Genomic DNA, 25,729 nt, shown 5'->3' with positions numbered 1-25,729 from the left:
AAGCAACGAACTGTTGGTTCTAATGAATCGTTGGCTTCAGTCGCTGTTGCAGCCGGACCATTCCCAGGTCGGCCGCGGTTGAACGGGCATTCTCGGATAGCAACATTGCTCTCTTTATCGCGGCCCGGCTACCTATTTTCATTAGCAAGTCCGCATAATCTGCCTGTGTGTGTGCGAGCCACGGCCGCGAGCCGATCGCCGCGTTCATCTCAAGTGCGTGCTCAAAGTGCTCCGACGCTCTGTCGAATTCACCCAGCGCCGCTGCCAGCACGCCCAGATAGCGGCTTGCCGCGCCGAAGCAAACGGTCGCCATACCGATGGTGACGGTCATCTCCTTGTAGTCGAGCATAAGCTTATAGAGGGTCTGGGCAGCATCTGCGTCGCCGAGACCGGCGGCGACTTCCGTCAGGAACGAGAGGGACGCACTTCGCTTTCCGTCAAGCGGAAGGGCAAAGCCGGTGCGGGCAAGCTCGCTCAACCTCCGCTGGGCCGCATCGCGATAGCCGAGGTCAAAGGCAACCAACGTAAAACCCGGCAGCCAGGTGATTCCCTCCGGGCTTTCCTCAATCAACAGCTTGATGATCGGTGCAACCTCCGAGAGGCGGCTTTGCTCCCGTCGGATCGCGAACATCTGCATGCCGTAAACGCCCTCCGGCGCAGCGCCAAGGATCCGCATACCCAGCTTTAGCGCTTCCTCTGCAAACTCCTCGGCGACGGTGAACCTTCCATCGAGGATGGCCATCATCGCTTTTGCAGTGCGAGCGTAGAACTGGACGTTGAGATGCTGCCGCTCGGTACCAAGTTCGTCGAGGGCGTCAACCGCCCGATCGGCTCGTGCGCGATCGCCGAGTTCCGTGGAGACATAGGCGTCAACGGAAAGCGCTCGGCTCCGCACATCGTCGTCATCGATCTCATCCGCGAGGCGCCTTATTTCATCGATACGAGCGATTCGGTCGTTTCTTTCCGTGGCGGACCTGACCGGTGCCGGCGTCAGGAATGGCAGGGCGGAAAGCTCCACAAGCGCAGTCTTATCTCCAACCCGTCGAGCCAGCTTTATTCCTTCAGCATGGCATTTTGCAGCCTTCTGGCCGTCGCTGAGATAGGTGTATGCCCGCGCAAGGCGGCTGAGAATCTGGCACCGTGAACTCATATCCGCTGGTTCAACCATCTCGAGGGCTTCCTCGAGAAGCGGCATCGTTTCGGCAAGCGAATTCGAGGAGAGGAATTTGGTACCGTCTAGACCAATCACCGCACGAATAAAGGCTTGTGTGTCGGCCGCTTTGCGGGCCAATGGCGCGGCCAGCCTATATTTCGCCAGCGAATCCGTCATGCGACCCGCAGCGAACAGGGCGTCGCCGAGTTTGAGGATCGCGGTGAGCAGGTCTCTTTGCCGCTCAGGCCCTTCAGGCAACTGTTCTGCAATTGCCAAGGCGTTCTGGAAATTGTCGACCGCCTCGTAGTTGGCGGATCGTGCGAGGGCGCGTTCTCCAGCCTTCATCCAGTAGGGAAGCGCGAGCTCAATCCGTTGGGCTTTCTCGTAGTGCTGAGCGATGAGTTCGGGCTGCGTGGCAGCGACATCGTCATAATGTTCGACGAGAACCCTTGCGATCCTCTCGTGGAAATGCCGCCGGCGCCGGTTGAGGAGCGATTGGTAAGCCGCATCCTGAATGAGCGCATGTCGAAAAACGAGCGCATCATGCAAGACGCCGCCTTCGACGACGATCTGGCTGGACTCGAGCTGGTTCAGTGCTGTCTCGAGCGCTCGGTCGTCGACGCCTGCGATCTTCGAAAGAAGGCCGCGATCGAATTCCCTGCCTATTACGGCGGCAATCTGCGCGATCTCCTTGGCCGTCGGCGCTAAATGATCGAGACGTGTCATCAGGGAGCCCTGCAGACTGTCCGGGATTTCTGCGTTGAGCGACGACGGCTTTCCGCTCTCCACGACCGAGCGGGTCAACTCCTCGACGAACAGCGGCACCCCGTCCGTCCGCTCCGCAATCCTTTCGGCGAGCTGTTCGGGAATGTCGGACACCATGGATTCGATCAGTTCACGCATCTGCTGCCTGGTCAGGCGCCCAACGGAGAGCGTCGTCACCTGCGCCAGTCCGCCTGCCCAGTTCGCGCTCCATTCCGGTCGGTGGGTCACAACGACGAGGGCGGCGGCGCCGTGCAGCCGGCTGACGAGTTCTCTCAGCACTTCGCTGGTGGATGGATCTATCCAGTGAGCGTCTTCGAAAACCATGAGCACCGGTGCGATCCTGGCTGCAAGCAGCAAGCGGTTCACCAAGGTGCGAACGAGAAGCTCCTTGCGCTGGTGGGCGGAGAGATCCGGCGGCTTGAACTCGTCGCCGACGTCGAGCGAAAGCAGCTCGGCATAGATGGCGCCAACGTCGGAAGGATTTTCGCCGTAGCGGCGCACAAGCGTGCGAAACTTTTCGATGCGCGTGTTCCGGTCATCTGCCGGCGTAAACGATGCAACCCGGCTCAGTCGCTCGATGATCGGGTAAAAGGCCGAGGTAGCGTGATAGGGTGAACACTGCAATCGGATGAGTTCGTGCTGTGTCTCTCGCAGGTGTTCTTCGAAAGCCTCGACAAGCCGGGATTTCCCGATGCCAGCCTCCCCCGACAGGAAGACCGCCTGGCCTTGCCCGGCCTTCGCCAACTCCCACCGTTCGAGCAGCAGGCCGATCTCGCTAACGCGGCCGACAAATTTCGAAAGCCCGCTGGCATGCGCGGCTTCGAAACGGCTATCCACCTCTCGCTGACCGCGGACTTCGAACAGCGCAATGGGCGAGGTGAAGCCTTTGAGCTCCTGCGCGCCGAGGCTCTCGATTTCGAACGACTGCCCCGCGAGGCGGCGGGTGCTGTCGGAGACCACGATCTGGCCCGGGGCGGCCGCCGCCTGCAGGCGTGCTGCCAGGTTGGGAGTGTCTCCCGCGATCGATGCACGCTCCTTCGCGCTGCCGTCGGTGTTGCCGACGACCACGCGCCCGGATGCGATGCCGATGCGAGCCTTCAATCGCTGCGCGTTGGGCAACTGCAAGGCGTCGACGGCGGCCATCGCCTCGAGGCCGGCTCGGATCGAACGCTCGGCATGGTCCTCGTAAGCCATAGGCCATCCGAAATAGGCCAGCACGCCGTCTCCGAGATATTTGGCGACATAGCCCCCGAAGCGCGTGACGGCGCCGGCGACGCTATCCTGGTAATGGCGGGTCAACTCGTGCATGTCTTCCGGGTCGAGCTGCGCCGATAGCGCTGTCGACCCGACCAGGTCGCAGAAAAGCACGCTGAGCAATCGCCGGTCAGCCGCAGTTTCGGATTCGACCCCGGCAGCGGCTAAAGCAGGAGGCTGCTCGTCCGGACGTTGATGCGCAAGTTCGTTTATAGCAGCGAGAATGATCTTCCGGTGCCCAAGCGAGACGCCGAGCTCCTGGAGGTCGGATTCGGCTAGATGAGGGAGTGCTCGCAGATCGACGTCATTCTCGACGAAGGTATCGGCGTACTTGCCGAGACCGAGTTGACCTAGCCAATCCTCAATCGTCTGCATCGACGTTGATCCCGCTCCACCGTCCTCAAAAATACCACGAACGTCGGCGCCGTACCACGCTGCCGCGGAAAACAGGCGAAAGGCGGCCTGCAAGGCGAAGCAGACGCTTCACTGAAGAAGGACAATGGGCGACTGCGGCATCGCAGGACGTCACCGGAGAAGCGTCGGCAAGCTGCGGAGCTGGGAAGAGTTTGGGCGGGACGGGCTGCTCCGCTAGCCGCATTTCCGTTTTTCTCCGAATCACGGAAATGCTCTATCTTTTTGTTTTCACGCAATTCCGGACGCAAAACCGCTACGCGGTTTTGCTGGAGTTGCTCCAGATCTGGGGTGAGAGCCGATCACCTTCCGGGGCGAATTTGCCTCTATCGCTTGCGCATCACATTGACGACGAGCACACCGAGGATCGCCATGACGCCGCCGACCGCACCGAGCGCCGTCGGTATCTCGCCCAGCCAGAGAAAACCGATCAGCGTGGCGACCGGCGGGACGCCATAGAGAAAGTTGGAAGCGCGGGCGGCCGTCAGCCGCTTCAGCGCGATCGCCCAGGTGAGGTAGCCGATCGCCGTCGGGAAGATGACGAGATAGGCAACGCCCCAGTTCACCGCCGCCGGGGCGGCGGCCAGCGCCTGGATGGTCGCGGGGACAGCCGGAAACAGCGGCACGGAACCGATCAGCAGGATCCAGGCGGTGACGGCAAGCGCCGGCATCCGGCCGAGCAACGGCTTCTGCAACACGCTGGCGATCGCCGAGCAAAGGGCTGCGCCGAGGATGAGGATGGCATTCGGATCGAGCTTGAAGCCGACGTCGGAGGCAACCGCAATCAGCGCCACACCGCCGAAGGAAACCGCGGTACCCGCCCAGCCCCAGCGGCCGAAGCGCTCGCCGAGCGCGAAGGTGGCGATGAGGGCGGTGAAGACCGGCATGGTGTTGATGATGAAGCTCGCCGGCCCGGCCGCAACCGTCTGCTCACCGGTGTTCAACAAAACCGCATAAGCGGCGATGAAGAGCACCGCGGCGACGCAGAGGCGGACGACATCGCGTTTTTCCGGCAACGGCCGGTAGATCACGAGGTACACCAGTGCGATGGCGCCGGCTGCCACATAACGCGCTGTCGCCAGCTCGATCGGCGTCAGCGGCCCGAGGCAGATGCGGATTACCACGAAGGAAGACGCCCAGAAGAGAATGGTGACGACGATCGCCGCAAAGGCGACCAGATCGAACCTGCCTTGTTCCTTCGCCGAAACCGCTGCGCTTGCCGCCATGCTCATTGTCGCCTCCATTTGTGCTTTGACCAAGGATTAAGCCGAGGATGCGTGCTTGAAAAGCATCGCAATCGATGATCAAATGTGCCTATGGTTCACAGCTCGCCCGTGCTCCCGCCACTCGACACCCTCGAGACCTTTGCCCGCGCCGCCCGGCTCGGATCGTTTTCCGCCGCGGCCGAGGAAAGCGGCATTACCCATGGCGCCGTGTCGCGGCAGGTCTCGCGCCTCGAGCGCTGGATGGGGGTGCGCCTGTTTGCCCGCGAGGCCAGAGGAGTGCGCCTGACGCCGGAGGGCATGCGGTTTTTCGCGCGGGCGGAGGAAGCGCTTGCGCTGCTCGGCAATAGCGGCGAGCGCTGGCTGCCTCGCCGCAACAAGGCGGTGGTGCGCCTGTCGGTGACGCCGTCCGTCGCCTCCTTATGGCTGTTCCAGCGCCTGCCGAAGCTCGAAGGAAACGAGCTGCATGTCGAGCTGACGCTCGAACACCGGCTGGCGGATTTCGGCGAAGGCACCGATCTTGCGATCCGCTGCGGTAAAGGGCCGTGGGCCGGCGTGCGCGCCCTGCCGCTCTGGCAGGAGAAATCCTTTCCGATCGCCGCCCCGGTGCTCGCAGACCGGCTCGGCCAGCGCTCCGACGCGCTTTCGCTGCTCGACCTGCCGATCCTGCACGATTCAAATATCGAAGGCTGGCGCCGCTGGCTTGCCCGCGAGGGCGTCGACTATACGCCGCGCGGCCACGATCGCCGCTTCGAGGATTACAATCTGGTGATCGATGCCTGTGCACAAGGGCTCGGCATAGCGCTCGCCCGGCCGCCGCTATCGGATGCCGCGCTGGCCGCCGGGCGCGTCGTCGCCGTCTCGGATCGGACACTCGATTATCATGTGGCCTTTCATCTGATCCGACCGGACGATGCGCTCAGAAGCCCTGCCATCGAATTTGCCAGCCGCTTCCTGCGCGAGGCCGGCCATGACGAGGCGACGATCGCCGCCTTTATCGCACCCGGCCGGGCGAAAACGTAAGCGGAAAGCCCTTCGTTACTCCGCCGGAAACTGCAGGCGCATTTCCTTGGCCAGCTCGAAACCAGCGGCCCGATAGACCGGCTCACCGGCATCCGAGGGGTGCGCCCCTGCCGCGTCGCGGCGGGGCGCCAGAAGGCATATCAATTGTCGGCCGTCAGCGTCATCGAGGCACTGCCGGCCGCAACGTTGAGGCCAAGCTGGCCGGTCAGGCTGACCGTCTGCAGATGGATCGAGCCGGAGGTGCCGCCAACCAGGAGATTGGCGCCAACACCGGCGCCGAGCGTCGCCTCGGCGGTGGCGCCGACATAGAGGCCTGCGAGCGATCCGCGGTGATAACCGGCCGTCGGCGCGAACACGGCCCAGATCAGGCGGCTGCGCGTGGTGAAGCCAAGGTCGATGCCGAGTTTTCTCACCTCGCCGGTATAACGATCCGAAAGCTCATTGCCAACGGTTGACTGGAAGATGCAATCTGCCTCCTTGGAGGAACCGAGCACATAACCGGTACCGCCGCCGATATCGCAGGTGAGGTAACCGATCTTGACGCCATTGCGCAGGTCCGGCTCTTCATATGACCTGGTGACCGGGTCGGCGGCGTTGACCGCCCCAGCGCCGACCAGCGTCAACGATACCGCGGCGAACGCCGTCGCAAGAATTTTCTTCATAAGTCTCTCCTTCTCAAATCGTGACGGGAGCATACCCGGCTACTCGCCACCAGATTCGGCAACAGATAACGGCGGAACCGCAAAACGATCCCGACACGGCACCCTTTTCGCATTGCATGTCAAAGCGCATGGGAGGCGCAGGCGACAAACAGGTTTACGGTTCAGCCCCCAATGGGACATTTCGAAGGCACTATTTCGCGTCATCCGGTTATTTCATGATGTTGTCAGGGATGGTTGCCGGAAAGGCACGATCTGATTGCCGTCACCTCTCTGCGGGCGGCACTGATGCAGCGGGGCATGCGGAGGTCGCGACAGCTGACGGCAACCGGAACGGAAACCGTGCGTGGTGGAGACGTCAAACATCGCAACAAAAAACCCGGCGATGTGTTCGCCGGGTTTTTATACTTGTTCAATTCGCGCTATACTCTGCGCATAAAGCGCATGACAAGCGATACGACGAACAGCACCAGGAAAATGAAGAACAGAACCTGGGCAATGGAAGCTGAAGCTCCTGCTATACCGCCAAATCCGAGGACGCCGGCTATCAAGGCCACAACGAGAAACACCAGAGCGTAATAAAGCATCGCAATCTCCTTTTACGTTGCTGCTCACATAACGGAGGCCGCCCCCATTTGGTTCCCTGTCCCTCTCAAAGCCGGCGGATACCACGCCACATCGGCCTTGTTCAGCCGAAATGAAAAGCGCCGCTGAACATCCGGTCGCCTTCATTCGGCTCGGGAGGTTCGGCGGCATCAAGATAGGCCTTGAGCGGCCCGGTCAGGACGAACCAGATGCTTGCGCCCAGCATGAAACAGGCTCCTGCCGGATCGTCGATGCGGGCAATGAAGGGAAGGCAGGCGGAGGAAAACAGGACGATGATCCGCACCGACCACTCCGCCTCGCGTTTGGCGATGGCGCGCGCTCTCAGCGACTTGTATTGCCGGGCGCCGTAGCCGCCTCCCGGCGCCTTGACCGCCGAAAGCAGTTTTCGCGCGGACGGCAGCGCCAGCATGACAAGCGCGGCAACAGCAAGCGCGAAAGGTTTGCCGGCCAGGACCTGCCCGCTCGCGATCAGGAGAAAGGAGAGCACGACGAGATTCCATGTCGGCTCCAGCAGCTCCGGCGGTTGCCGCGTGCGGAGATGCCAGCTCCGCAGTAAGCCCGCCGCGCCGTGCAGTAGCGGCTGATCGATATAACGATTGATCCAGTCCATGCCGTTGCGCCCGTCCCCGATTGCATGAAGAGGGCTCCGAACACCACGGAATTTGGTCATCATCGTGGCAACAGCCACCGAATCCGCCCCTCACGTGCAGGAAGCGGCCCGCCAAGGCGTTCGATACAACGTTTGGCGCAGTGCCTGCGCGACCTCCTGACCTCGACGGCAGGCTCTTTGCTGGTCGCTTCGACGCCGACGGTTTCGACATGCAGCACAAAAATAGCCGTCAGCTCCTGAGACCAGGCGCCTCGTGGCCGGTGCGCGCCACATACTCCGTGTAGCCACCGCCATATTGATGGATGCCCTCAGGCGTCAGCTCCAGCACCCGGTTGGAGAGTGCGGCGAGGAAATGCCGGTCGTGCGAGACGAACAGCATCGTGCCCTCATATTGCGACAACGCCTTGATCAGCATCTCCTTGGTGTCGAGGTCGAGATGGTTCGTCGGCTCGTCGAGCACCAGCAGGTTCGGCGGGTCGAACAGCATCATCGCCATGACCAACCGCGCCTTCTCGCCACCGGAGAGCACACGGCAGCGCTTCTCGACATCGTCGCCGGAGAAGCCGAAACATCCGGCAAGCGCCCGCAAAGGCCCCTGCCCCGCCTGGGGAAACCGGTCCTCCAGCGATTGGAAGACGGTGTGCTCACCATCGAGAATATCCATGGCGTGCTGGGCGAAGTAGCCCATCTTGACGCTGGCGCCGAGAGCGACGCTGCCTTCATCAGGCTCGGCGGTACCCGTCACCAGCTTCAGCAGTGTCGACTTGCCGGCGCCGTTGATGCCCATGATGCACCAGCGTTCCCGGCGCCGCACCATGAAATCCAGCCCTTCATAGATGCTGCGGCTGCCGTATTTCTTGTGCACGTTCTTCAGGCTGACCACGTCCTCGCCGGATCGCGGCGCCGGCTGGAATTCGAAGGAAACCGACTGACGGCGCTTGGGCGGTTCCACCCGGTCGATCTTCTCCAGCTTCTTGACGCGGCTCTGCACCTGCGAGGCGTGCGAGGCGCGCGCCTTGAACCGCTCGATGAACTTGATTTCCTTGGCGAGCATTGCCTGCTGGCGTTCGAACTGGGCCTGTTGCTGCTTTTCGTTCTGCGCCCGCTGCTGCTCGTAGAATTCGTAGTCGCCCGAATAGGTCGTCAATGTGCCGCCGTCGATCTCGATGATCTTGGTGATGATCCGATTCATGAACTCGCGGTCGTGCGAGGTCATCAGCAGCGCGCCTTCGTAGCCTTTCAGGAATTCCTCCAGCCAGATCAGGCTTTCGAGATCCAGATGGTTGCTCGGCTCGTCGAGCAGCATGACATCGGGACGCATGAGCAGGATGCGGGCGAGCGCCACGCGCATCTTCCAGCCGCCCGACAGCGCGCCGACATCGCCGTCCATCATCTCCTGGCTGAAGCTCAGGCCTGCGAGCACTTCGCGGGCGCGTCCTTCGAGCGCATAACCGTCCAGCTCCTCATAGCGCGCCTGCACCTCGCCATAACGCTCGATGATCTTGTCCATATCATCGGCCTGCTCGGGATCGGCCATGGCCGCCTCGAGCTCGCGCAATTGCCCGGCAACGACGCTGACCGGGCCGGCGCCGTTCATCACCTCGGCGACGGCACTGTGTCCCGCCATCTCGCCGACGTCCTGGTTGAAGTAGCCGATGGTGACGCCCTTCTCACAGGAGACCTGCCCTTCGTCGGGCTGTTCCTCACCGTTGATCATCCGGAAGATCGTCGTCTTGCCGGCGCCATTCGGGCCGACGAGACCGATCTTTTCGCCTCTGTTGAGCGCTGCTGATGCCTCGATGAAGAGGATGCGGTGGCTGAGCTGCTTGCTGATATTCTCGATACGAATCATGGTGTGCGTAGGAGCCTGGGAAAGAGATTTTGGCGCGCTTATGCCATGCGGGGAAATCGGGGGATAGTCCCGTTTCCGACCCTCTCGATCGGCGCGTTTGATTTGGATAATATTGCGGCTCGCGCCAACGGAGACCTGTGCCAATGAGCGTTCGTCCGCCGCAGTCCTTCAGACAATCCGAGCAGGACAGAAACGGCTTCAACGTCCTCGAATACGAGTTGATGTCGGAACGCGCCGATGCGCTCGGGCGTCACGGGCTGAAGGTGGAGGCAGCACTTGCCGCGCTGAAGGCCTGGACCGCCGACCGCCAGAGTGCCGGGGAACGCGAGGCACTTCTCAATGCAGCCTCCGACGCCGTTTGGGCCTTCTTCATCCAGCGAGAGATCTGCGGACTGCGGAACAACCGCGACGCCATTCAGCGCTACGGCATCCCGAATGAAGTGATCGCGAGATTGGGCGCGGTGCGGAAATAACGCGCGGCGACGGCGCGGGCCGTGCCCCTTCCTATTGAGTGGAAATCAACCGCGCAGAAAGATATGGCTTTGGTGCCGAACCAGGCGAAAAGGAATTGTGATGCCAAGCTCGATCCGGATTGGAAACCAGCATCTCACCGTCGACGTCTCCTCCCTCGGCGCCGAGATGCAGGCGCTCGCCACCAGCGACGGACGCTCATGGCTGTGGACGGGCGATGCAGCCTTCTGGACCGGACGGTCGCCGATCCTGTTTCCGATCGTCGGCAAGGCGCCCGACGACAAGATAGCAATCGACGGCACGATCTATCCGATGGCTCAGCATGGTTTTGCCCGCCGCAGCGAATTCGCGCTGGCGGCATCCACCGCGACGATGTGCCGATACGAGTTGCTCGCCTCGCCGGCCACCCGGGCGGTTTACCCATTCGATTTTCAGCTGGCGGTGACCCATGCGATCGAGGGCCGCGCGCTGACGGTGACGGCGGAAGTCACCAACCGCGGCCAAAAAGCGATGCCGTTCGGTCTCGGATTCCATTCGGCGTTTGCCTGGCCGCTGCCGGGGGCTGCCGGGCACGCCCATGTCGTTGCGCTCGACAATAAGGGCGAGCCGCCGCTTGTGCGCCTGCAGGCTGGCCTCATCAATCCTGCGCCGCTGCCCTCGCCGTTCAAGGCCGGCCGGCTGGTGCTCGATCACGCAATGTTCGATGAGGATGCGATGATCTTTCCGAAAGGGGCAGGCGAAGGCTTAACGTATGGCGCCGAAGGCGGGCCGACCATGCAGTTCCGGTTCGAAAATCTGCCCAATCTTGCCCTGTGGACCAAACCGGGGGCGCCCTTCCTCTGCATCGAGCCCTGGCATGGAACGGCCGCGGAAGCGGGACGTTCGAACGAGCTTTCGAAGCGGCCATCCACGACGATCCTGGCACCGGGCGCGGTCGCTCGCTTCGCCTTTACCGTCGAGATTTTACAATAAAGCACGTCGCATCAAATTTGATTCATGCAACGCGCTTTAGCTCTTTGTTTTGATGCATCTCGTTATCCCGGAACCGCTGCACACTTCCGGGCGACATGCATTAGCATTTCTATCGAAGCCCGCACGTCCGCCATGAACGAGATCGTTCATGGCGCTGACGCGTCATCCGGGCTTCATCGCCAGCCGGCAACGCCGGCTAGGCGTGGTCAGGTCGGCGGGGCGCCCAGCGCATGCAGGATGCCGCGCAGTTCGGCGAGGCCGCGCATGCGGCCGATGGCGGGATAGCCGGGGGTGACCGTCTTATCGAGATCGTCGAGCATGCGGTGGCCGTGGTCCGAGCGGAAGACGATGGTGTCCTCGGCACTGCGGCGCTTATCTTCTGCAACCAGTTCCCTGAGCACCGCGACCATGTCGACATCGCCTTCCAGATGGGCGCTTTCATGGAACGTCCGGCCGTCGCCCTCGCGGGTGGTGGCGCGCAGATGGGCGAAGTGGATGCGCGAGGCGAAGCGCCGGGCGATCGCCGGCAGGTCGTTCTCGGCGCGCACGCCGAGGCTGCCGGTGCAGTAACACATGCCGTTGGCCGGCGACGGCACCGCATCGAAGAGAGCGGCATAATCATCGCCCGTCGAGGCGATGCGGGGAAGGCCGAACAGCGAACGCGGCGGATCATCGGGATGCAGCGTCAGCTTGACGCCGCGGGCTTCGGCAGCTGGCGTCACCGCTTCCAGGAATTCGATCAGGTGCCGGCGTAGTCTGGCCGCATCGATGCCGGCATAGGCGACCAGCTTTTCCCGGAAGGCCGGAATGGTCAGCGGCTCGGTGGTGGAGCCCGGCAGAGCCGAGGTGATGATACGGGTGATCTCGGCGATCTCCTCCTCCGACATCGCCTCGAAGACGACACGTGCCCGTTCACGGTCTTCGGCGGAATAGTGCCGGCCCGCATCCGGCCGTTCGAGAACGAAGAGGTCGAAGGCCGCGAAGCGCTCGTGATCGAAACGCATGGCGGTGGCGCCCGTCGGCGTCACGAAATCGAGCTCGGTGCGGGTCCAGTCCACCACAGGCATGAAATTGTAGCAGACGATTGGAATGCCGCAGGCGGCGACCGCTTCGAGGCTGGCGATCCACGCCTCGATTTCGGCCCTCGCCTCCCCGCCCTTGCGCTTGACCGCATCGGGGATCGGGATGCTCTCGACCACCGACCAGACGAGCGGCGACCGGTCGCCAGGCGTCGTCTCGATCAGCGACTGGCGCTCGCGCACTTCCTTTTCCGTCCACGCCCTGCCGATCGGCACCTGGTGCAGCGACGAGACGATATTGGTCGCCCCCGTCTGGCGGACATCATCGAGCGTCACCGGCGCTTCCGGTCCGAACCATCTCCAACCTTGCCGCATCTTTCTTCCTTCCTCGCCTTTTCGTTTGTGTTTGAGCCTGCCGTCAGCAGAAATAATCGGGATAACGCGAGCGCAGCTCGTCGACATCGGGAATGACGGCGCTCAGGTGATGGATCATTGCAGCACGTGCCGCCGCCGCATCATGGGCGGCGAGCGCATCGCGGATGATGATATGTTCGGACACGACATTGTCCATCCGCCCGAGCACCGGCAGCGTCAGCCGCCGCGCCCGGTCGATCTGCACCTTGACCGTCTTCAGGATCACCCAGATTCCGGGATACCCTGATATTTGTGCGATCGCCTCGTGAAAGCTCTCGTCTTCCTCATGGAAGCTCGAGGCATTGCCGGTTGCGGCATGCGACCGCTGCCGGGCGATGATGGCATCGAGACGGGCAATGTCGGCAGCGTTGGCGAGCAGCGCAGCAGTCTCGACGGTCGTGCCTTCGAGCGCCTTGCGCACGACGACCGCCTCGGGAATAGCAGAAACCGGCACGCGCGACACAACGGTGCCCGACTGTGGGTAAATGTCGACCAATCCGCCTTCGGAAAGCCTGAGCAGCGCCTCCCGCACCGGCGTGCGGCTGACACCGAAATCGTCGGCGATGCGTTTTTCCTGCAGTGCCATGCCAGGCGGCATCCGCAGCGAGACGATATTGGCATGCAGGCGCTCATAAATGGCGCCGGCCGTGGTGACCCGACGCAGCCTGCCGCTGATTGCTTGCGATGGGACGACCAAAACTTCGGCTTCTGATGCCTGCGGCATGACGATACCAGGAGGATGCAACTGTTTGGCATACTAGTATACCAGTTACCTCGCCTTGCCAACACATGCCGCCGAGGTGACGGCATGCATCGCGTCATGACCCTTTGTTGGGAACTTAGATCGGCCGAGTTGGTTGAAATCTCCAAGGAGACGCTCATGAAAAATCCAGCAAGACGCAGGACAAGCGAAACGAAGGCAGACGGTGCCCAGCCGGAATTTCCATCCGCCGCGGATGCGCGCCGACAAAAGAGAGTTCGGCAAGCCGCAAACGAAACCGACAGGCAGAACAGCGGGTCGCCGGCAGCCAACCGCGAGGAGGAAATTCGCAAAAGGGCCTATTCCCTCTGGGAGAAGGAAGGCAGGCCGGAAGGCCAGCACCGGCATCACTGGAGCTTGGCCGAGCATGAACTCGATGCACAGGGCGCGACCGGCAATCCTCCAGATCTCGCCGCACTGCGAGAGGCCTTGCGCGAACATACCGATGCATTCCTCGTCAAAACGGATCTCGAAGATGCCGATCAACGCGAAGCCTCCCCCGGCACGCGCGAGCAGAGTTGAACTTCCGCCTCGAGCTCATTTCAGGAAAGGTCTCGACATGGCCGACAAACAAAACTTGAACGCCGGATTCACCGGAACACCCGCCGAGCAGCCGGAAGGATTGACCAAAGCCGCGAAGTCGGCGGTCGATGGGGTGAAGCGGGAGGCCTACGCCGTCGTCTCGGGCGCAAGGTCTCACCCGCAAACCGCAAGCGCATTATTGCTCGGCACCGGCATTCTGGCATTCGGCCTCGGTTATCTCCTCGGTCGATCGTCGACCGATAATATGACACGCCGATATTGGTGATAGCGGTGACACAGGGGCGGAGTGATTATGAGCTGGTCGCCTCGAGGCGACCTACCGCATTATCAGTCAATGCTTCGCAGCCTGCCCTGCACTCCTCGAGTGTGACGTCGCGCTCAGCAATCTTATCTTATGCAAGAATATGTCACGACCAAAGCTGCACCTCAGACGTGTTTACTGCTGAAGCTGGCCTCGTCTCGGATTCCGGCATTTCATGAAGCCACCTCCGGCAACAGATCCTGTTGCTGGAATACCACGAGGCCCAAAGCCATAGATTGCACGCATTCCCCCCGCTTGACAGGCGTGATGACGATCCTTAGCGAGACGGCATCGGCATGGTCAGGATCGGCACGTGAAATACCTCAGACAACTGAAGATAGCAGTGCTCTATCCCGAAAATGGGGCGGGAAGCGCACTCGATCGAAACAACCGCATTGCGGTCTTTCTGTTTGCAATCCTTCCCGGACTTTCGCCGAACTTTAACTCATTCATCCTTCTGGCATCGATGGTGTGGGGCCTCTACTGTCTGGCGACGGGCAGCCTGGCCTTGAACCTGTCAAAATCCGACCGGCTGGTCGCCATTGGCATGTCGATCTACCCGCTGGTGATGATCGCGAGCATCTTCGTCAATCCACCTTACTCCGAAGAACTGGACTGGATATTCCGGCTGCTGCCTTTCTTTTCGGTCTGGCTGTTATTGTCGCGAATGCGCCAGTCTCCCGATGGCCGCCTCGTGCCACTGTTTATCCTCGGCGCAGGTATCGGCATGATCGTTACCTTTCTCTTCAGTCTGCTGCAGATCATGTTCCTGATGGAGAGGGCAGAGGCCGGGACATCGAACGCTGCCCTGTTGGGCGTCATAGGCGTGCTTTTCGGCGGTATTGCGCTCCTCAACGTCCAATCGCCTAAGAGTGTCGAGCAGCGAATCGCCATATTGGGATATGCCGCCGGTCTAGGCTGCGTCCTGCTTTCGGGAACGCGCTCGGCCTGGCTGGTCATTCCCGTTCATATCGTCATTTTTCTCTGGTATTTCCGCAAACACAGTTTCCATCTGAGTTTGCGCAGCCTCGCCATCACCGGCTCTTTGCTGTTTGCCGGACTTATCGCTTTGGGCAGCGGCCAAATCCTCCATCGCATCGAGGCGCTGCAGGAAAATATGGCATCGCTCGAACGCAGCGACGGCGAGGTTACATCGCTCAGTGCACGGTTTGCCCTTTACAAAGGCGCAGTATCGGCGATCAGCAAGGACCCGTTGACTGGTTATGGCCCGCAAAACCGGATGGCTTCGGTGTTGGCGGAGCTGCCCGACAGTATCAGGCCGCAGCTGACCTATTCGCATGTTCACAACGGTTTTCTGACTGCGGGGATCGACGCCGGCATTTTCGGCATTGCAGCGCTTTCGCTGATGCTGGCAACGCCCGTGATCGGCGCCTGGAGAAAGGAAGCCGGGCCGGGCCGGGATCTGGCCATTGCGCTCGCTCTGCTGCTCGTCAGCAGCTACGTCATAACCGGCAGCTTCGGCATCATGTTCAATCAGAAGGCCCTGGATCCGATCTTCGCCTATCTCGTCGCTCTTATTTGCGTGGATCGCGGCAGCACGGGCTTTTTGCCCGTCGTTCGAAACTGATGCAGGTCGGCCCGGAAGGGGTCAGCGGTTCCGAGATCACGACACGCATAAAGCCAAAAGCGCGTTGCATGAATCAAGTTTGACGCAGTCGCGTTTTGACGTCTGTGATGGCTCAGGCGGCCGTATTGGTTTCGGCGCCGGTGAAAGCCAGATCCGAGACCTCGCCGGTTGACGAATAGCCCGAAACAAGTTCAGCCAATGTCGCACGGGCAGCGACCATATCGTTCCGATCCAATGCCGCGTTGAGCGCGTTGAGCTTTTTCAAAAGCTCCGGCCAGAACAGGAAATCCTCCCGCGCCTTCATGATCCGGGGATGTTCGGTTGTCTCAGGATTATCGCCGATCAGCAGTTCTTCATAGAGCTTCTCGCCGGGCCTGAGACCGGTCACGGAAAGCTCGATATCCCCTTCGGGACTGTTGTCGTCGCGGACGGTCAATCCGGACAGCTCCACCATCTTGCGGGCGAGATCGGCAATGCGAACGGGTTCTCCCATATCGAGCAGGAAAACATCGCCGCCTTCGCCCATCGCGCCTGCCTGGATGACCAGCTGCGAGGCTTCCGAAATGGTCATGAAATAGCGGGTTATCTCGCGATGTGTCAGCGTGACGGGGCCGCCTTCCTTGATCTGCTGCCTGAAAAGCGGCACGACGGATCCGGAGGAGCCGAGGACGTTTCCGAAGCGGACCATGGAAAAATTCGTTCGCATTCTGTCGGCCGCCGATTCTGCGGCGAGCGCCTGCAGAACCATCTCCGCCAGCCTCTTGCTGGCGCCCATCACATTTGTCGGACGCACGGCCTTATCCGTACTGATCAGCACGAAATTCGAGACGCCGTACTTATGCGCCGCGCGTGCGGCAACAAGCGTACCCATGACGTTGTTCTTGATGCCTTCGACGGCATTGTGTTCGACAAGCGGCACATGCTTGTAGGCGGCGGCATGATAAAGGGTCTGCGGCCGCCAGCTCTGGATGATATGCTCCATGCGGTCCTGATCGCGGACGGAACAGAGGATCGGAACGATCTGCAGATTTTCATGCTCGTAGAGTTCGGCCAGCTTCCGCAATTCGGCATCGATATTATAAAGCGCAAACTCGTTCTGATCGAGGAGGATCAGGCTGGAAGGCGCGTTGCGCAGAATCTGGCGGCATAACTCGCCGCCGATCGAACCGCCGGCGCCGGTGACCATCACCACCTTGTTGCGCATCGCCTTGTCGAGCAGCTCTTGGCGCGGCGCCACCGCTTCTCTGCCCAGCAGATCTTCGATCTCCAGCTCACGAATGTCGGAGACGGCGACCCGTCCCTGAGCAAGCGCCGTGAGATCCGGCAATGTGCGAACATTCACCCTGGCTTTGCGGATATGCTCCAGGATTTCGTTGCGCCGCTGCCGGGAGGCAGATGGGAGCGCAAGAAGCACATTGTGCACACCAAGGGCTTCGGCAAGCACCGGAAGATCCGAGGGGTCATAGATCGGCAGGCCGCCCATGACGCCGCCCTTGAGGCGCGGATCATCATCCAGATAGCCGACGACGTTGAGTTCGGCGCTGTTCGTCAGGGCAGCCGCCAGTTGCCGCCCGGCCTTCCCTGCCCCATAGATCAGGACCTTCGCGAGCATATTCTTGTGCAGGATTCGCTGGTAGGCATCCCCGAGCCAATAGCGGATACCCAACCGCGACAGTCCGATCCCGATCAGCAGCAGGAAAGGCTGGAGAATACCGACGGTTCTCGGAACACCCGGAACGCTGAGAGCCGTAAATATCGTCATGAAGGCGAAGCCGTAGATCGCAATCGCCTTTAAAACGGTAATGAACGCAGCCAGATTGGCATAACGGAAGATCGCCCGATACATGCCCATGACGATGAAGATGGGAAGCGCCATGCACAGCGAAACGAAAACCGGCAACCACTGCACGCCGGTCAGCACCGTCCATTCGTTCAGCCGGAAGCAATAGGCCAGCCAGATCGTCAGAACACAAAAGCTCGAATCCACCAGCAATGCCAGAGCCCGTTTGGCAACCCGCGGCATCGCCAGCAAAGGGGCGACGAGCGCTTGCATCGGCACTAACAACCATCGTGAGCGCGATGTCTCAGAGGAAGAATTTTCAGGCATCGCTTACCAGCGTCTCGCAGATCAACAGACAACCACCTTCTTGTCGCTTTCTGCAACGAGCGCAACTGAAATAATCGGAAACCAAGGTCTTCCGCACCGCTTATCTATCAGAAGTAGGTAGCCTAATGCCGAATTCCCTTCCGGCGGATTACCTTCTCCGCGGTCAGAAACAGGATGCGCATGTCGAAGGAGAATGAACGCCGCTTAAGATATTCGACGTCGAACTTCACCTTCTCCGGAACAGGCAACTCGTCGCGGCCGTTGATCTGCGCCCACCCGGTCAATCCGGGCAGAAGCTTGTCGACCCCATGGGCCGTCCGCAACTCGATCAGATCATCCTGATTGTAGAGCGCCGGCCGTGGGCCGACGAAACTCATCCTCCCCCCCAGAATGCACCAGAGTTGCGGCAGTTCGTCGAGGCTCGATTTGCGCAGAAACGAGCCGATGGGTGTCAAAAACAGATCCGGGTTTTCGAGCAGGTGCGTGGCGACCGTTGGCGTGTCGACGCGCATGCTGCGGAATTTCGGCATCAGGAAGATCTGGTTGAAACGACCGACACGTTTTGACCAATAGAGAATTGGTCCCGGCGAGGTAAGGCGAACACAGAGAGCGACGATAAGGATTGGGACGAGCAGGATCGCGGACGCTATCAAAGCCAGGAAAAAATCCACCGCCCGTTTCAACCCCATGCTCCGCAGCTCTTCCATGCTTACCGGCGGCTTCCGCCTTTGCCCTCGCCTTGCCGTATCGTCAAAAAAGCATTTCCAGTCAACTGCAGGGTATGGCGATTCCGCGCTGGACCGGCTTGGTCGATCCCCACGCGTTCCTTCCCCCTGTCCCCGTGGACCCGAGCAGCCTCTAACTCATTGATCTCAAGCCGAGAAGCTCTCAATCAGAAGTTATCTCCACTTTCACTTCCGTCACATTTCGTTAACCATAAAAGTTGAGCGGGACCGGCCGCGAAGCAAACCTTCATCCCGTCTTCCCTCTCACCGGCGAATTGGTGCGGGCAAGGGCCATTAACATCGGGCCGATGGCGAATTCGCCTCTCTCGGCGCGGCGTGTCAGATCGCGCAGATAACCGCCGGCGGAATTGATATGCCCTGCCCTTTCCAGGACGCAGGCCATGACGGTGGCGGCATTTTCGGCGCCCATGATCTCGCAGGCCTCTTCATAGGCCGACGGGCTGACGCCGAGCATCGAACGCACCACGACAGCCGCGGCCATCAGATCACGCCATGTGCCGACCGAGCCCTGGGGCCCATAAGCTGCAATCTCGGGGCAGGCCTGCAGCACCAGCCCCAGCGGGAAAGATTTGAGCCCACCGTTGGCGGCCGAGGCAGCCCGCGCCCCGGAGACATGCTCGTTTCTCCCTTCGTCTTTCTGTATCTGGGCTATCGGTTCGGCCCGACCTGCAGATCGATCCTCCGCCGTCGCGCCCTGCTTCGGTTCGAAGCTTGGTTCAAGTTCAGAAGTGAAATGTGGGTTTGAATTCTGTATGTGCCGCTCAAAATGTTGGGCATTGCCGCTTTGATTGTGCGTTTTAATCTGCATTTCCAACTGATTGGTGATTTCCTCGCGCAGCAGTTCCAACTCGTCGAGTGCGGATGCGACCTGCGCGGCGGATGACGACCTCGGCAACTGCTCGACGACATGGCGAAAATGCAGATGGATCGCATCCCAATCGCCAGCAGCCCCCTCCTCCAACGCCATCTCGATAAGCTTGGTGACGTCGCGCCGGCAAAGCGTTAACCGCTCTCTCAGCCGCTGCAGGTGCAATCGCTCCGCAACCACCTCCGCTGCCAGCCGCTCGATCTCCTCGGAGCGCGCGAGCAGCGGGGCCAACGAGAAGCCGAATGCCTCGCGCAGTTCTCCGCCCTGCTCCTTGCGGGCGTAGCGCTTGCCATTCGGGCTATCCTTGCGGATCAGCAGCCCGGCCTCGATCAAGCTCGCCAGATGCCGGCGGATGGTTTGCTCCGCCATTCCATGCGCACGCAGGGACAGCTGTGCATTGGACGGAAACACGACAAGCCCGTTGTCTTCAGAGATCTCCCCCTTCGGATAGAAGCTCAGCAAGGCGTTCAGAATAGCGAGCGCCCGGTCGGTGACGCCGAGCAGCGGCCTGGCCTCGCACAGCGCACGATAGAGTTTCCACTTATCAATTGATTGGCCGGGCTCGATCTTTCGAGCCGCCGCCTGGCTTGCCAGCATGCCAAACGTCATCGGCCGCCGCCCGAAGGGCGTCGTCACACTTCCGCTTTCCATTGTCTTCGCCTTCTTCAAGGCAAAAGATCGCAGCTCACCAAATTCGGTGCCAAAGACTCTTGACTATGATTCGCGGAAATGTGATTCTCTGGGTGTCTAGATCAGAGAGGGCTTCCGCGACGGCAACGTTCGGGGGCCTTTTCTTTTGCTTATTGATCTCCGTTCTTCGTCAAATCCTGTGTCTTCTCGAACGCCTCGTAGAGACGATCCAGATTGCTGGCGATATAGGCCCCAAAGGCAGACGCCTTTTCCGCCTTCAGCGCGATGGTGAACTGTTTCCCGTCATCCTTGATCTTCGCCTTGACCGCGCCGTCCTTGCGCTGCCAGGCGTGAGCCGCGGGCTGAGCCGCCGCTATCGATGACGCCGATTGCTGCCGTCTGCTGATGAAGGCAGCCAGCATATCGAAGCGGGCATCCGGTTCCGCCGTCTCGAATTCCGCCGACCTGCTGAACTCGATTGCCCGGGCAGAAATATTTTCAGTCTCGAATTTGACCGACAGGTCGTGCCAACGGTCACGGCCGGTGGTCTTTGCCGCACCGATCGCGGCCAGGACTTCGGCTGGGATTCGCTTGGTAACGGACAGCATCTTGGAAACCGTCGTCTTGTCGGCGCTGAGCGCCGACATTATCGTTTCCCTATCGAAACCCAGCGAGTCGAGCTTGTCGGCGAACATTGTCCTCTCGATGAACGAGAGATCGGCGCGCGCCGAATTCTCCTGGCCCTGCGCGATGACATGGTCGCGATCGTCAAGCTTCTTGACGACGGCACGGACAGGTCTGCCAAGTTCTTTGGCGGCGCGGGCACGACGATGGCCGAAGGCGATCTGATATCGGCCATCCTTCTCAGGATGCGGGCGGACGAGGATCGGCGAATCCTGACCACGCAGACGGATCGCCTCGACCAATTCGCGAAACTGTTCGTCGGCATGCGCCAGCCGATCCGTGACGAACGAATCTTCGATCAGCGCAGGATCGAGATCAATCACCGTTTCGCCGGTCGCCAGCTTCTCCTCGATCGCTTTGGCCGCATCCGCCTTGGCGGCCAGCGCATCGATACTGCGGGTAACGGCTCCGAGAGCGCCGATTCCCTTATAGGTGATCTGTTGTTTGTCGTCCTTATGGAGCGGCTCATCCTCATTGTTTACCGCAGTAAACTTCTTGGAATCGTCCATCAGGCCCGAGAGGAGATTCTTACGCGCCATCAGCCAGCTCCTCGTCCCAGTTTACCGCAGTAAACTTCTCGGTCATTTCCGCCCCCAGGCCTTGTGAATGAGATCGGCGATCTCATTGTTGACGGCATCCATCGCCTCCATGGCGCGATCATAGGTCGCGCGGGTGAACTGGCTCCGCTCGACCTCGTAAAGCGTCTGGTTGGTCATTGCCGCATCCGAGATCGCAACGCTGCGCAACATCGGATTGGTCAGCACATGGTTCTTGAACATCGAACGCATGAACGCGACCATCTGCGTCTGCGGCCCGTCCTGCGGGTCGTAGCGGGTAACGAGATAACGCAGCCAGTCGAGGTTCATGTCGCCGCCCGCACCCTTCAGCGTATTCAGCACCTCGCCGAGCATCTGCAGGAACTGGCACATCGACATGACATCGAGCATCTGAGGATGGACGGTGATCAGAACCGCCGTTGCGCCGCAAATGGCGCTCATCGTCAAAAAACCGAGCTGGGGAGGGCAGTCGATGATGACGACATCATAATCGTCGGCGACCGAGGACAGCGCCTCGTCCAGCCGCGCGAAAAAGACGCGCCCATAGTCACCCGCCTTACCCTGGGCAAGCACGCGCGGCGTATCATGCTCGAATTCCATCAGCTCGAGATTGCCCGGCACCAGATGCAGGTTCGGGAAATTCGTCGGCCGGATGATCTCTCGGAGCGGCCGCCGCTGATCGTCATAGCGGATGGCGGCGTAGAGCGTCTCATTCTCGCTGACGTCGAATTCAGGCTGAAAGCCGTGGATGGCGGAGAGCGACGCCTGCGGGTCGAGGTCGACGGCAAGCACACGGTGGCCGGTCAGAGCAAGGTGCTGGGCAAGATGCGCAGCACTCGTGGTCTTACCGCTGCCGCCCTTGAAATTGACGACGGCAACGACCTGGAGATGTTCGCTGCCTTGGCGGTGACGCATATAATGCGTTCCGGCCCGGGCATTGTGCTCCAGGAAGCTGCGCATCTCTTCCATCTGCTCGGCCGTATAGGACCGGCGGCCCGACGGTGTGACCTGGGGAAGGGCGCCCTTGCCTTCCAGCGACAGATTGCGAAGATAGCCGCTGGTCACGCCGAGAAAACGCGCCACTTCGGCCAGCTGAAATTCCCTAAGGCCCTTCAGTGCGCGTGGCGGAAACATTTCGAGCCGATGCTGCTTCAGCTTGTCCGATAGCTCCTGCGCCTGGCCAATGATCAGCTGGTCGACATCGGAAATTGCTTTTTCTATCTGCGGTGCCATATTCATGGAAATCTCGAAAATGCGATTTAAAAGCCCTGCAAGCTTTGAAACCGCATTTAGCGCCGATTCTGGAGGAGTGGCAAGGCAAATAGGGTTAACAACACCCTACCGCTGGGTTGTCCAATCTTTTTCAAAGGCTTGAACATACCCGCCTTATGGCGGGTCCACGCGGCAATCGCGTCTTGACGGGCCGAATCGCCGCAACGAAAATCGCATCGGCATCATAGCCGATCGCAATAAGCAGGAATCGAAATATCGCTGCGCGCCGAGCTTCAGTGCCGCGTGCCGAGCAGACTACTGTCCTGGCCGCTCTCGGGAGAAAGGGACACGCCGCTTCTGTCGAGGTCCTGCAGCAAGGCGCCGAGCGCAAGGTCCAGGCAATAGGCGGAGAATTCGGCATTCAAGTCTTTGGCGTTCTCTCGGGCATAGGCAACGAGCCTGGCGAGCGATACCAGTTCCTTGAGCTCTTCGTCACTTTTCGGGGTGATCGTTGCTTCGGTTGCGTCGTACATCTGAGAACTCTCCGGCTTCCCTTGCCGGTGTATGCCGGCAGAGCAAAGTCAGTTTAGTCCTCTTGAACGAAAGATGCGCGTGACACAGGCGTGACAGGATCTGCCGGCTTACAGTTTCGGGGCCAGACTTCAGAAGCCGGCCCTGCGCAACGCCTCGCGATACTGTTCCTTCTGCCATTGCTCTTTGAAAGGGACGACCGACAGCCATTTGTCGACATCGAAATCCGGGTAGATCGCGCGCACCTTGCGCATATAGATACGCGCGTTTTTCATATCGCCGAGCATGGCCCAGCAGGCAGCCGAAAGCCGGTCCGCCGGAGTGCGGTCGTCCATTATGGAGATCTGCTCGAGCGCCTCGGCATAATGGCCGAGGGCGAAATTCGCCCCGGCCGCCGTCCATAGATAGTCGGTCGGGCTCAGCGGGTTGAGCGAGATGGCCCGCTCGATCTTGGCCAATGCATCGGCCGGGCGCGACGCATGGACGAGCGTATCGGCATAACTCGCAATGCCGTCGGCATAATGCGGGCTCAGCTCTTCGGCAAGCTTCAACGCCAGGACGCTTTCATCAAGGTCGCCGAGATAGAGCTTGGCAACGCCGAGCTCACGAAAGCCGGCCGCAAACGAAGGATCGGCGACGATCGCCCGGTTCGCATAGTCCTCCGCAAGGCCGAGCAACTGGCTGTCGCCGCGTGCCGTCAGCAGCCACTCGACGAGAAACGTGCGCGACAATCCGCTGAGCACGGGGGCGAAATGGGCGCTATGTTGAAGCGCCTCGCGGAAAGCCTTTCGGGAGCGGCGCACGTCGGGGAGGGCAAGCCGCTTCACATCCCGCAGACCGAGAAGGTAGCTGTGATAGGCGGCCGAATTACCCTCGAAGGAATCGCGCATGGTTTCATGCCGGCGGACCTGGCCGGCAAGCTCTCTGGCAATCTGCCGCGCGATGTCGCGCCGGTGGCTTATTAATTCGTATTTCTCGAGGCTGAAACGCTCGGCCCAGATGACTTCATCGCTGTCGGCATGGATCAGCTGGACAAAGAGCGCAGGGATGCCCGCGCTGTTGGTCAGCCTGGTGTCGAGAACATATGAAATCGAATGGCGCTGGATCAGTTGAGCCTTGTCGGCATTGTGTGCGATGCGGGCAGCCGTATGGGGCGCCACCACCGAAACCGTATTCAGCGCGCAAAGGCCAATAGTCACGTCTTCGATCAGCGCCTCGGAGAGCATCGGCAAGGCGCCGAGCGCATCCGTTCCGCCCGGCGGCAACAGTACCAGACGGGGCAGAGGGCCACGGGGCAGGGGACCAGGCACCCGAACGCCGCCGTCGGTGAGCGGCACCGCAAAGCTCTGCGGTTGTTGACTGCCGGCAAAGATTTTGCGGACCTCTCCCAGCGCCTGGACGTCAAGGCCGATATCGAATGTGCTTTCCAGCGCATGCCTGCTCGTCTCGAACAGCCGGCGGGCTTTCTCCAGCTGTCCTTCGGACTCATAGGCCTCGAGGAGGATACGACGAATGTTTTCGTCATCCGGTGCCTCGCGGAAAATCCTGAGCGCCGCCTCCTTGATCAGGCTGACATCCTCTCGCGACCGCGCCATCGGCAGCGCCGTCTTCAGCGCATCCACCAGCACTGCCATGTGCCGGTCGCGCTGGCCGGCGATCCATTGCCGCGTATTGGCGCTTTGGTCGGTGAGCCCAGCCAGGAAATCCTGGCGAAGGATGGCAACCAGCCGCTGCAGCCTGTCAAGGGCGCCTTCACCTTCGGGGTTGGCAAATTCGACGAGATCTCCCGAAAATGCATCCGGCCTGACCCGCACACCGGTTGCCGTGAAGGCCAGAAGCTCGGCGCCGAGCTCGGACTGACGCGTCTGAATGCGCGATATGGTTTTGCGCAGGTTGGCCATGATGTCGGATTTGTCATGGCTGTCCCACAGGAACCGCGCCAGCGCCGAGCGCGGATATTCGCTCCCGGCTCCGTCCCGCAGATCCCGGTCCAGCAGATAGCAAATCGCCAGCAGGCCTTTTTCCGGGAAAGCCGCAGGTCGCCCGGCCGGGTCGATCAGCCGCAACTCACCAAATGACTCGAGCCTGAGCTTCATGCGGATAGTGCCTGACTATTCTCCGAGCGGAAGGGTGATGTCCGCGGCGGGAACACCCAATGCGATACCGCCGCTTTCCGCCTGCGCCATCGCCTTCACCAATTGGATGATGGTTTCACGGATGTTCCGGTCGGCGATCTTCAGAAAGGCGCGATTGAGCACCAATCCCTCTTTCGTTCGCAGGAATTCGGCGACTGGGTCGGCATTTGCGGGCAGATCCAGCCCCTGCAACGTCAACGGCTCGGAATTTTCCTGTTCGAAGAAGAAGCTCGGCGATGTGTGAAGCACATCGGCTATCCGCTGCAGACGGCTTGCGCCGATGCGGTTGATGCCCTTCTCGTATTTCTGAACCTGCTGAAAGGTCACGCCGATTTGCTCGGCAAGCCGTTCCTGGCTCATTCCGAGCAACTGCCGGCGCATTCTTATGCGCGCTCCGACATAGCCGTCTATCGCATTCGGTGTCTTGACATTCATCGCGTGTTTTCAGCCTCGATCGCATTTTCAATCGGCGCAGCTGTAGTATTCCCCGCCCCGGTTTTCCATGGTTGTTTTCACATCGCATACTAGATAGGCGATGATCGCAACCGAGTGTGGTAGGAAAACCCCCGTCCGGCAAGAGGTGAAGCGAAGCAGGATGAGACGGCAAAAGGGCAAATCGAACAAAAGCCGTACCG

General features: G+C 60.8%; 22 protein-coding genes and 1 pseudogene. 6 read left to right on the top strand and 17 right to left on the bottom strand.

Annotation, left to right across the window (positions count from 1 at the left end):
- Positions 1–19: 19 nt before the first annotated feature.
- Complete coding sequence (locus tag QMO80_RS31875; protein ID WP_283201561.1) at positions 20–3,547, bottom strand: adenylate/guanylate cyclase domain-containing protein; 3,528 nt, start codon at positions 3,545–3,547, stop codon at positions 20–22.
- 362 nt (positions 3,548–3,909) lie between these two features.
- On the bottom strand, positions 3,910–4,827 hold the full coding sequence (locus QMO80_RS31870) for a DMT family transporter (protein WP_283201560.1): 918 nt from the start codon (positions 4,825–4,827) through the stop codon (positions 3,910–3,912).
- A 72-nt stretch (positions 4,828–4,899) separates the two neighbouring features.
- Between QMO80_RS31870 and QMO80_RS31865 the strand changes: the two genes are divergently transcribed.
- Complete coding sequence (locus QMO80_RS31865; protein WP_283201559.1) at positions 4,900–5,829, top strand: LysR family transcriptional regulator; 930 nt, start codon at positions 4,900–4,902, stop codon at positions 5,827–5,829.
- A 15-nt stretch (positions 5,830–5,844) separates the two neighbouring features.
- On the opposite strand, the pseudogene QMO80_RS31860 reads toward QMO80_RS31865, so the two are convergent.
- The 5 genes and pseudogenes from QMO80_RS31860 to QMO80_RS31840 all read right to left on the bottom strand — a co-directional run.
- Positions 5,845–5,931 (bottom strand): annotated as a pseudogene (locus QMO80_RS31860) (GNAT family N-acetyltransferase); the annotation flags it as partial.
- Between the two features lie 38 nt (positions 5,932–5,969).
- Positions 5,970–6,491: a DUF992 domain-containing protein gene (locus QMO80_RS31855; RefSeq protein WP_283201558.1), complete on the bottom strand. Its 522-nt coding sequence runs from the start codon at positions 6,489–6,491 to the stop codon at positions 5,970–5,972.
- 419 nt (positions 6,492–6,910) lie between these two features.
- Positions 6,911–7,075 carry a DUF1328 domain-containing protein gene (locus QMO80_RS31850; protein WP_003571841.1) on the bottom strand — a complete coding sequence of 55 codons (165 nt, stop codon included), beginning with the start codon at positions 7,073–7,075 and terminating at the stop codon, positions 6,911–6,913.
- A 101-nt stretch (positions 7,076–7,176) separates the two neighbouring features.
- Entirely contained in the window at positions 7,177–7,767 is a 591-nt protein-coding gene (locus QMO80_RS31845) for a hypothetical protein (protein ID WP_283201557.1), read from the bottom strand.
- 166 nt (positions 7,768–7,933) lie between these two features.
- On the bottom strand, positions 7,934–9,556 hold the full coding sequence (locus QMO80_RS31840) for an ABC-F family ATP-binding cassette domain-containing protein (protein WP_283201556.1): 1,623 nt from the start codon (positions 9,554–9,556) through the stop codon (positions 7,934–7,936).
- Positions 9,557–9,699: 143 nt separating this feature from the next.
- Between QMO80_RS31840 and QMO80_RS31835 the strand changes: the two genes are divergently transcribed.
- Together QMO80_RS31835 and QMO80_RS31830 are read left to right on the top strand one after the other, a co-directional pair.
- Positions 9,700–10,029 carry a DUF6665 family protein gene (locus QMO80_RS31835; protein ID WP_283201555.1) on the top strand — a complete coding sequence of 110 codons (330 nt, stop codon included), beginning with the start codon at positions 9,700–9,702 and terminating at the stop codon, positions 10,027–10,029.
- A 100-nt stretch (positions 10,030–10,129) separates the two neighbouring features.
- Complete coding sequence (locus QMO80_RS31830) at positions 10,130–10,999, top strand: aldose 1-epimerase family protein (RefSeq protein WP_283201554.1); 870 nt, start codon at positions 10,130–10,132, stop codon at positions 10,997–10,999.
- A 206-nt stretch (positions 11,000–11,205) separates the two neighbouring features.
- Here the strand turns inward: QMO80_RS31830 and uxuA are convergent, their stop codons facing one another.
- Both uxuA and QMO80_RS31820 read right to left on the bottom strand, forming a co-directional pair.
- Positions 11,206–12,393 carry a mannonate dehydratase gene (gene uxuA, locus QMO80_RS31825; RefSeq protein ID WP_283201553.1) on the bottom strand — a complete coding sequence of 396 codons (1,188 nt, stop codon included), beginning with the start codon at positions 12,391–12,393 and terminating at the stop codon, positions 11,206–11,208.
- Positions 12,394–12,436: 43 nt separating this feature from the next.
- On the bottom strand, positions 12,437–13,156 hold the full coding sequence (locus QMO80_RS31820) for a GntR family transcriptional regulator (protein ID WP_283201552.1): 720 nt from the start codon (positions 13,154–13,156) through the stop codon (positions 12,437–12,439).
- Positions 13,157–13,312: 156 nt separating this feature from the next.
- Between QMO80_RS31820 and QMO80_RS31815 the strand changes: the two genes are divergently transcribed.
- The 3 genes from QMO80_RS31815 to QMO80_RS31805 all read left to right on the top strand — a co-directional run bounded on the left by QMO80_RS31815 (position 13,313) and on the right by QMO80_RS31805 (position 15,624).
- On the top strand, positions 13,313–13,714 hold the full coding sequence (locus QMO80_RS31815; RefSeq protein ID WP_283201780.1) for a DUF2934 domain-containing protein: 402 nt from the start codon (positions 13,313–13,315) through the stop codon (positions 13,712–13,714).
- Positions 13,715–13,751: 37 nt separating this feature from the next.
- Positions 13,752–14,000, top strand: a complete 249-nt coding sequence (locus QMO80_RS31810) for a hypothetical protein (protein ID WP_283201551.1) — start codon at positions 13,752–13,754, stop codon at positions 13,998–14,000.
- A gap of 349 nt (positions 14,001–14,349) precedes the next feature.
- The gene (locus tag QMO80_RS31805) at positions 14,350–15,624 is read left to right on the top strand and encodes an O-antigen ligase (RefSeq protein WP_283201550.1); all 1,275 of its coding nucleotides are present in this window, start codon (positions 14,350–14,352) and stop codon (positions 15,622–15,624) included.
- A 112-nt stretch (positions 15,625–15,736) separates the two neighbouring features.
- Here the strand turns inward: QMO80_RS31805 and QMO80_RS31800 are convergent, their stop codons facing one another.
- The 8 genes from QMO80_RS31800 to QMO80_RS31765 form a co-directional block, all read right to left on the bottom strand.
- Positions 15,737–17,731: a nucleoside-diphosphate sugar epimerase/dehydratase gene (locus tag QMO80_RS31800; protein ID WP_283201549.1), complete on the bottom strand. Its 1,995-nt coding sequence runs from the start codon at positions 17,729–17,731 to the stop codon at positions 15,737–15,739.
- A 122-nt stretch (positions 17,732–17,853) separates the two neighbouring features.
- Positions 17,854–18,420, bottom strand: a complete 567-nt coding sequence (locus QMO80_RS31795; RefSeq protein ID WP_283201779.1) for a sugar transferase — start codon at positions 18,418–18,420, stop codon at positions 17,854–17,856.
- Between the two features lie 283 nt (positions 18,421–18,703).
- Entirely contained in the window at positions 18,704–19,996 is a 1,293-nt protein-coding gene (repC, locus tag QMO80_RS31790) for a plasmid replication protein RepC (protein ID WP_283201778.1), read from the bottom strand.
- A gap of 149 nt (positions 19,997–20,145) precedes the next feature.
- Positions 20,146–21,198 carry a plasmid partitioning protein RepB gene (gene repB / locus QMO80_RS31785; RefSeq protein WP_283201548.1) on the bottom strand — a complete coding sequence of 351 codons (1,053 nt, stop codon included), beginning with the start codon at positions 21,196–21,198 and terminating at the stop codon, positions 20,146–20,148.
- Positions 21,199–21,240: 42 nt separating this feature from the next.
- Positions 21,241–22,455, bottom strand: a complete 1,215-nt coding sequence (gene repA, locus QMO80_RS31780) for a plasmid partitioning protein RepA (RefSeq protein ID WP_283201547.1) — start codon at positions 22,453–22,455, stop codon at positions 21,241–21,243.
- Between the two features lie 266 nt (positions 22,456–22,721).
- Positions 22,722–22,961 carry a hypothetical protein gene (locus QMO80_RS31775; RefSeq protein WP_184344110.1) on the bottom strand — a complete coding sequence of 80 codons (240 nt, stop codon included), beginning with the start codon at positions 22,959–22,961 and terminating at the stop codon, positions 22,722–22,724.
- 129 nt (positions 22,962–23,090) lie between these two features.
- On the bottom strand, positions 23,091–25,055 hold the full coding sequence (locus QMO80_RS31770) for an SARP family transcriptional regulator (RefSeq protein ID WP_283201777.1): 1,965 nt from the start codon (positions 25,053–25,055) through the stop codon (positions 23,091–23,093).
- A gap of 15 nt (positions 25,056–25,070) precedes the next feature.
- Positions 25,071–25,529, bottom strand: a complete 459-nt coding sequence (locus QMO80_RS31765) for a helix-turn-helix domain-containing protein (protein ID WP_283201776.1) — start codon at positions 25,527–25,529, stop codon at positions 25,071–25,073.
- Positions 25,530–25,729 lie beyond the last annotated feature (200 nt).

This window comes from Rhizobium sp. BT03, assembly GCF_030053155.1.
Taxonomy (GTDB): Bacteria; Pseudomonadota; Alphaproteobacteria; order Rhizobiales; family Rhizobiaceae; genus Rhizobium.
Note: the sequence above shows the minus strand (reverse complement) of the source record. Positions and strands in the feature narration are given on the sequence as shown.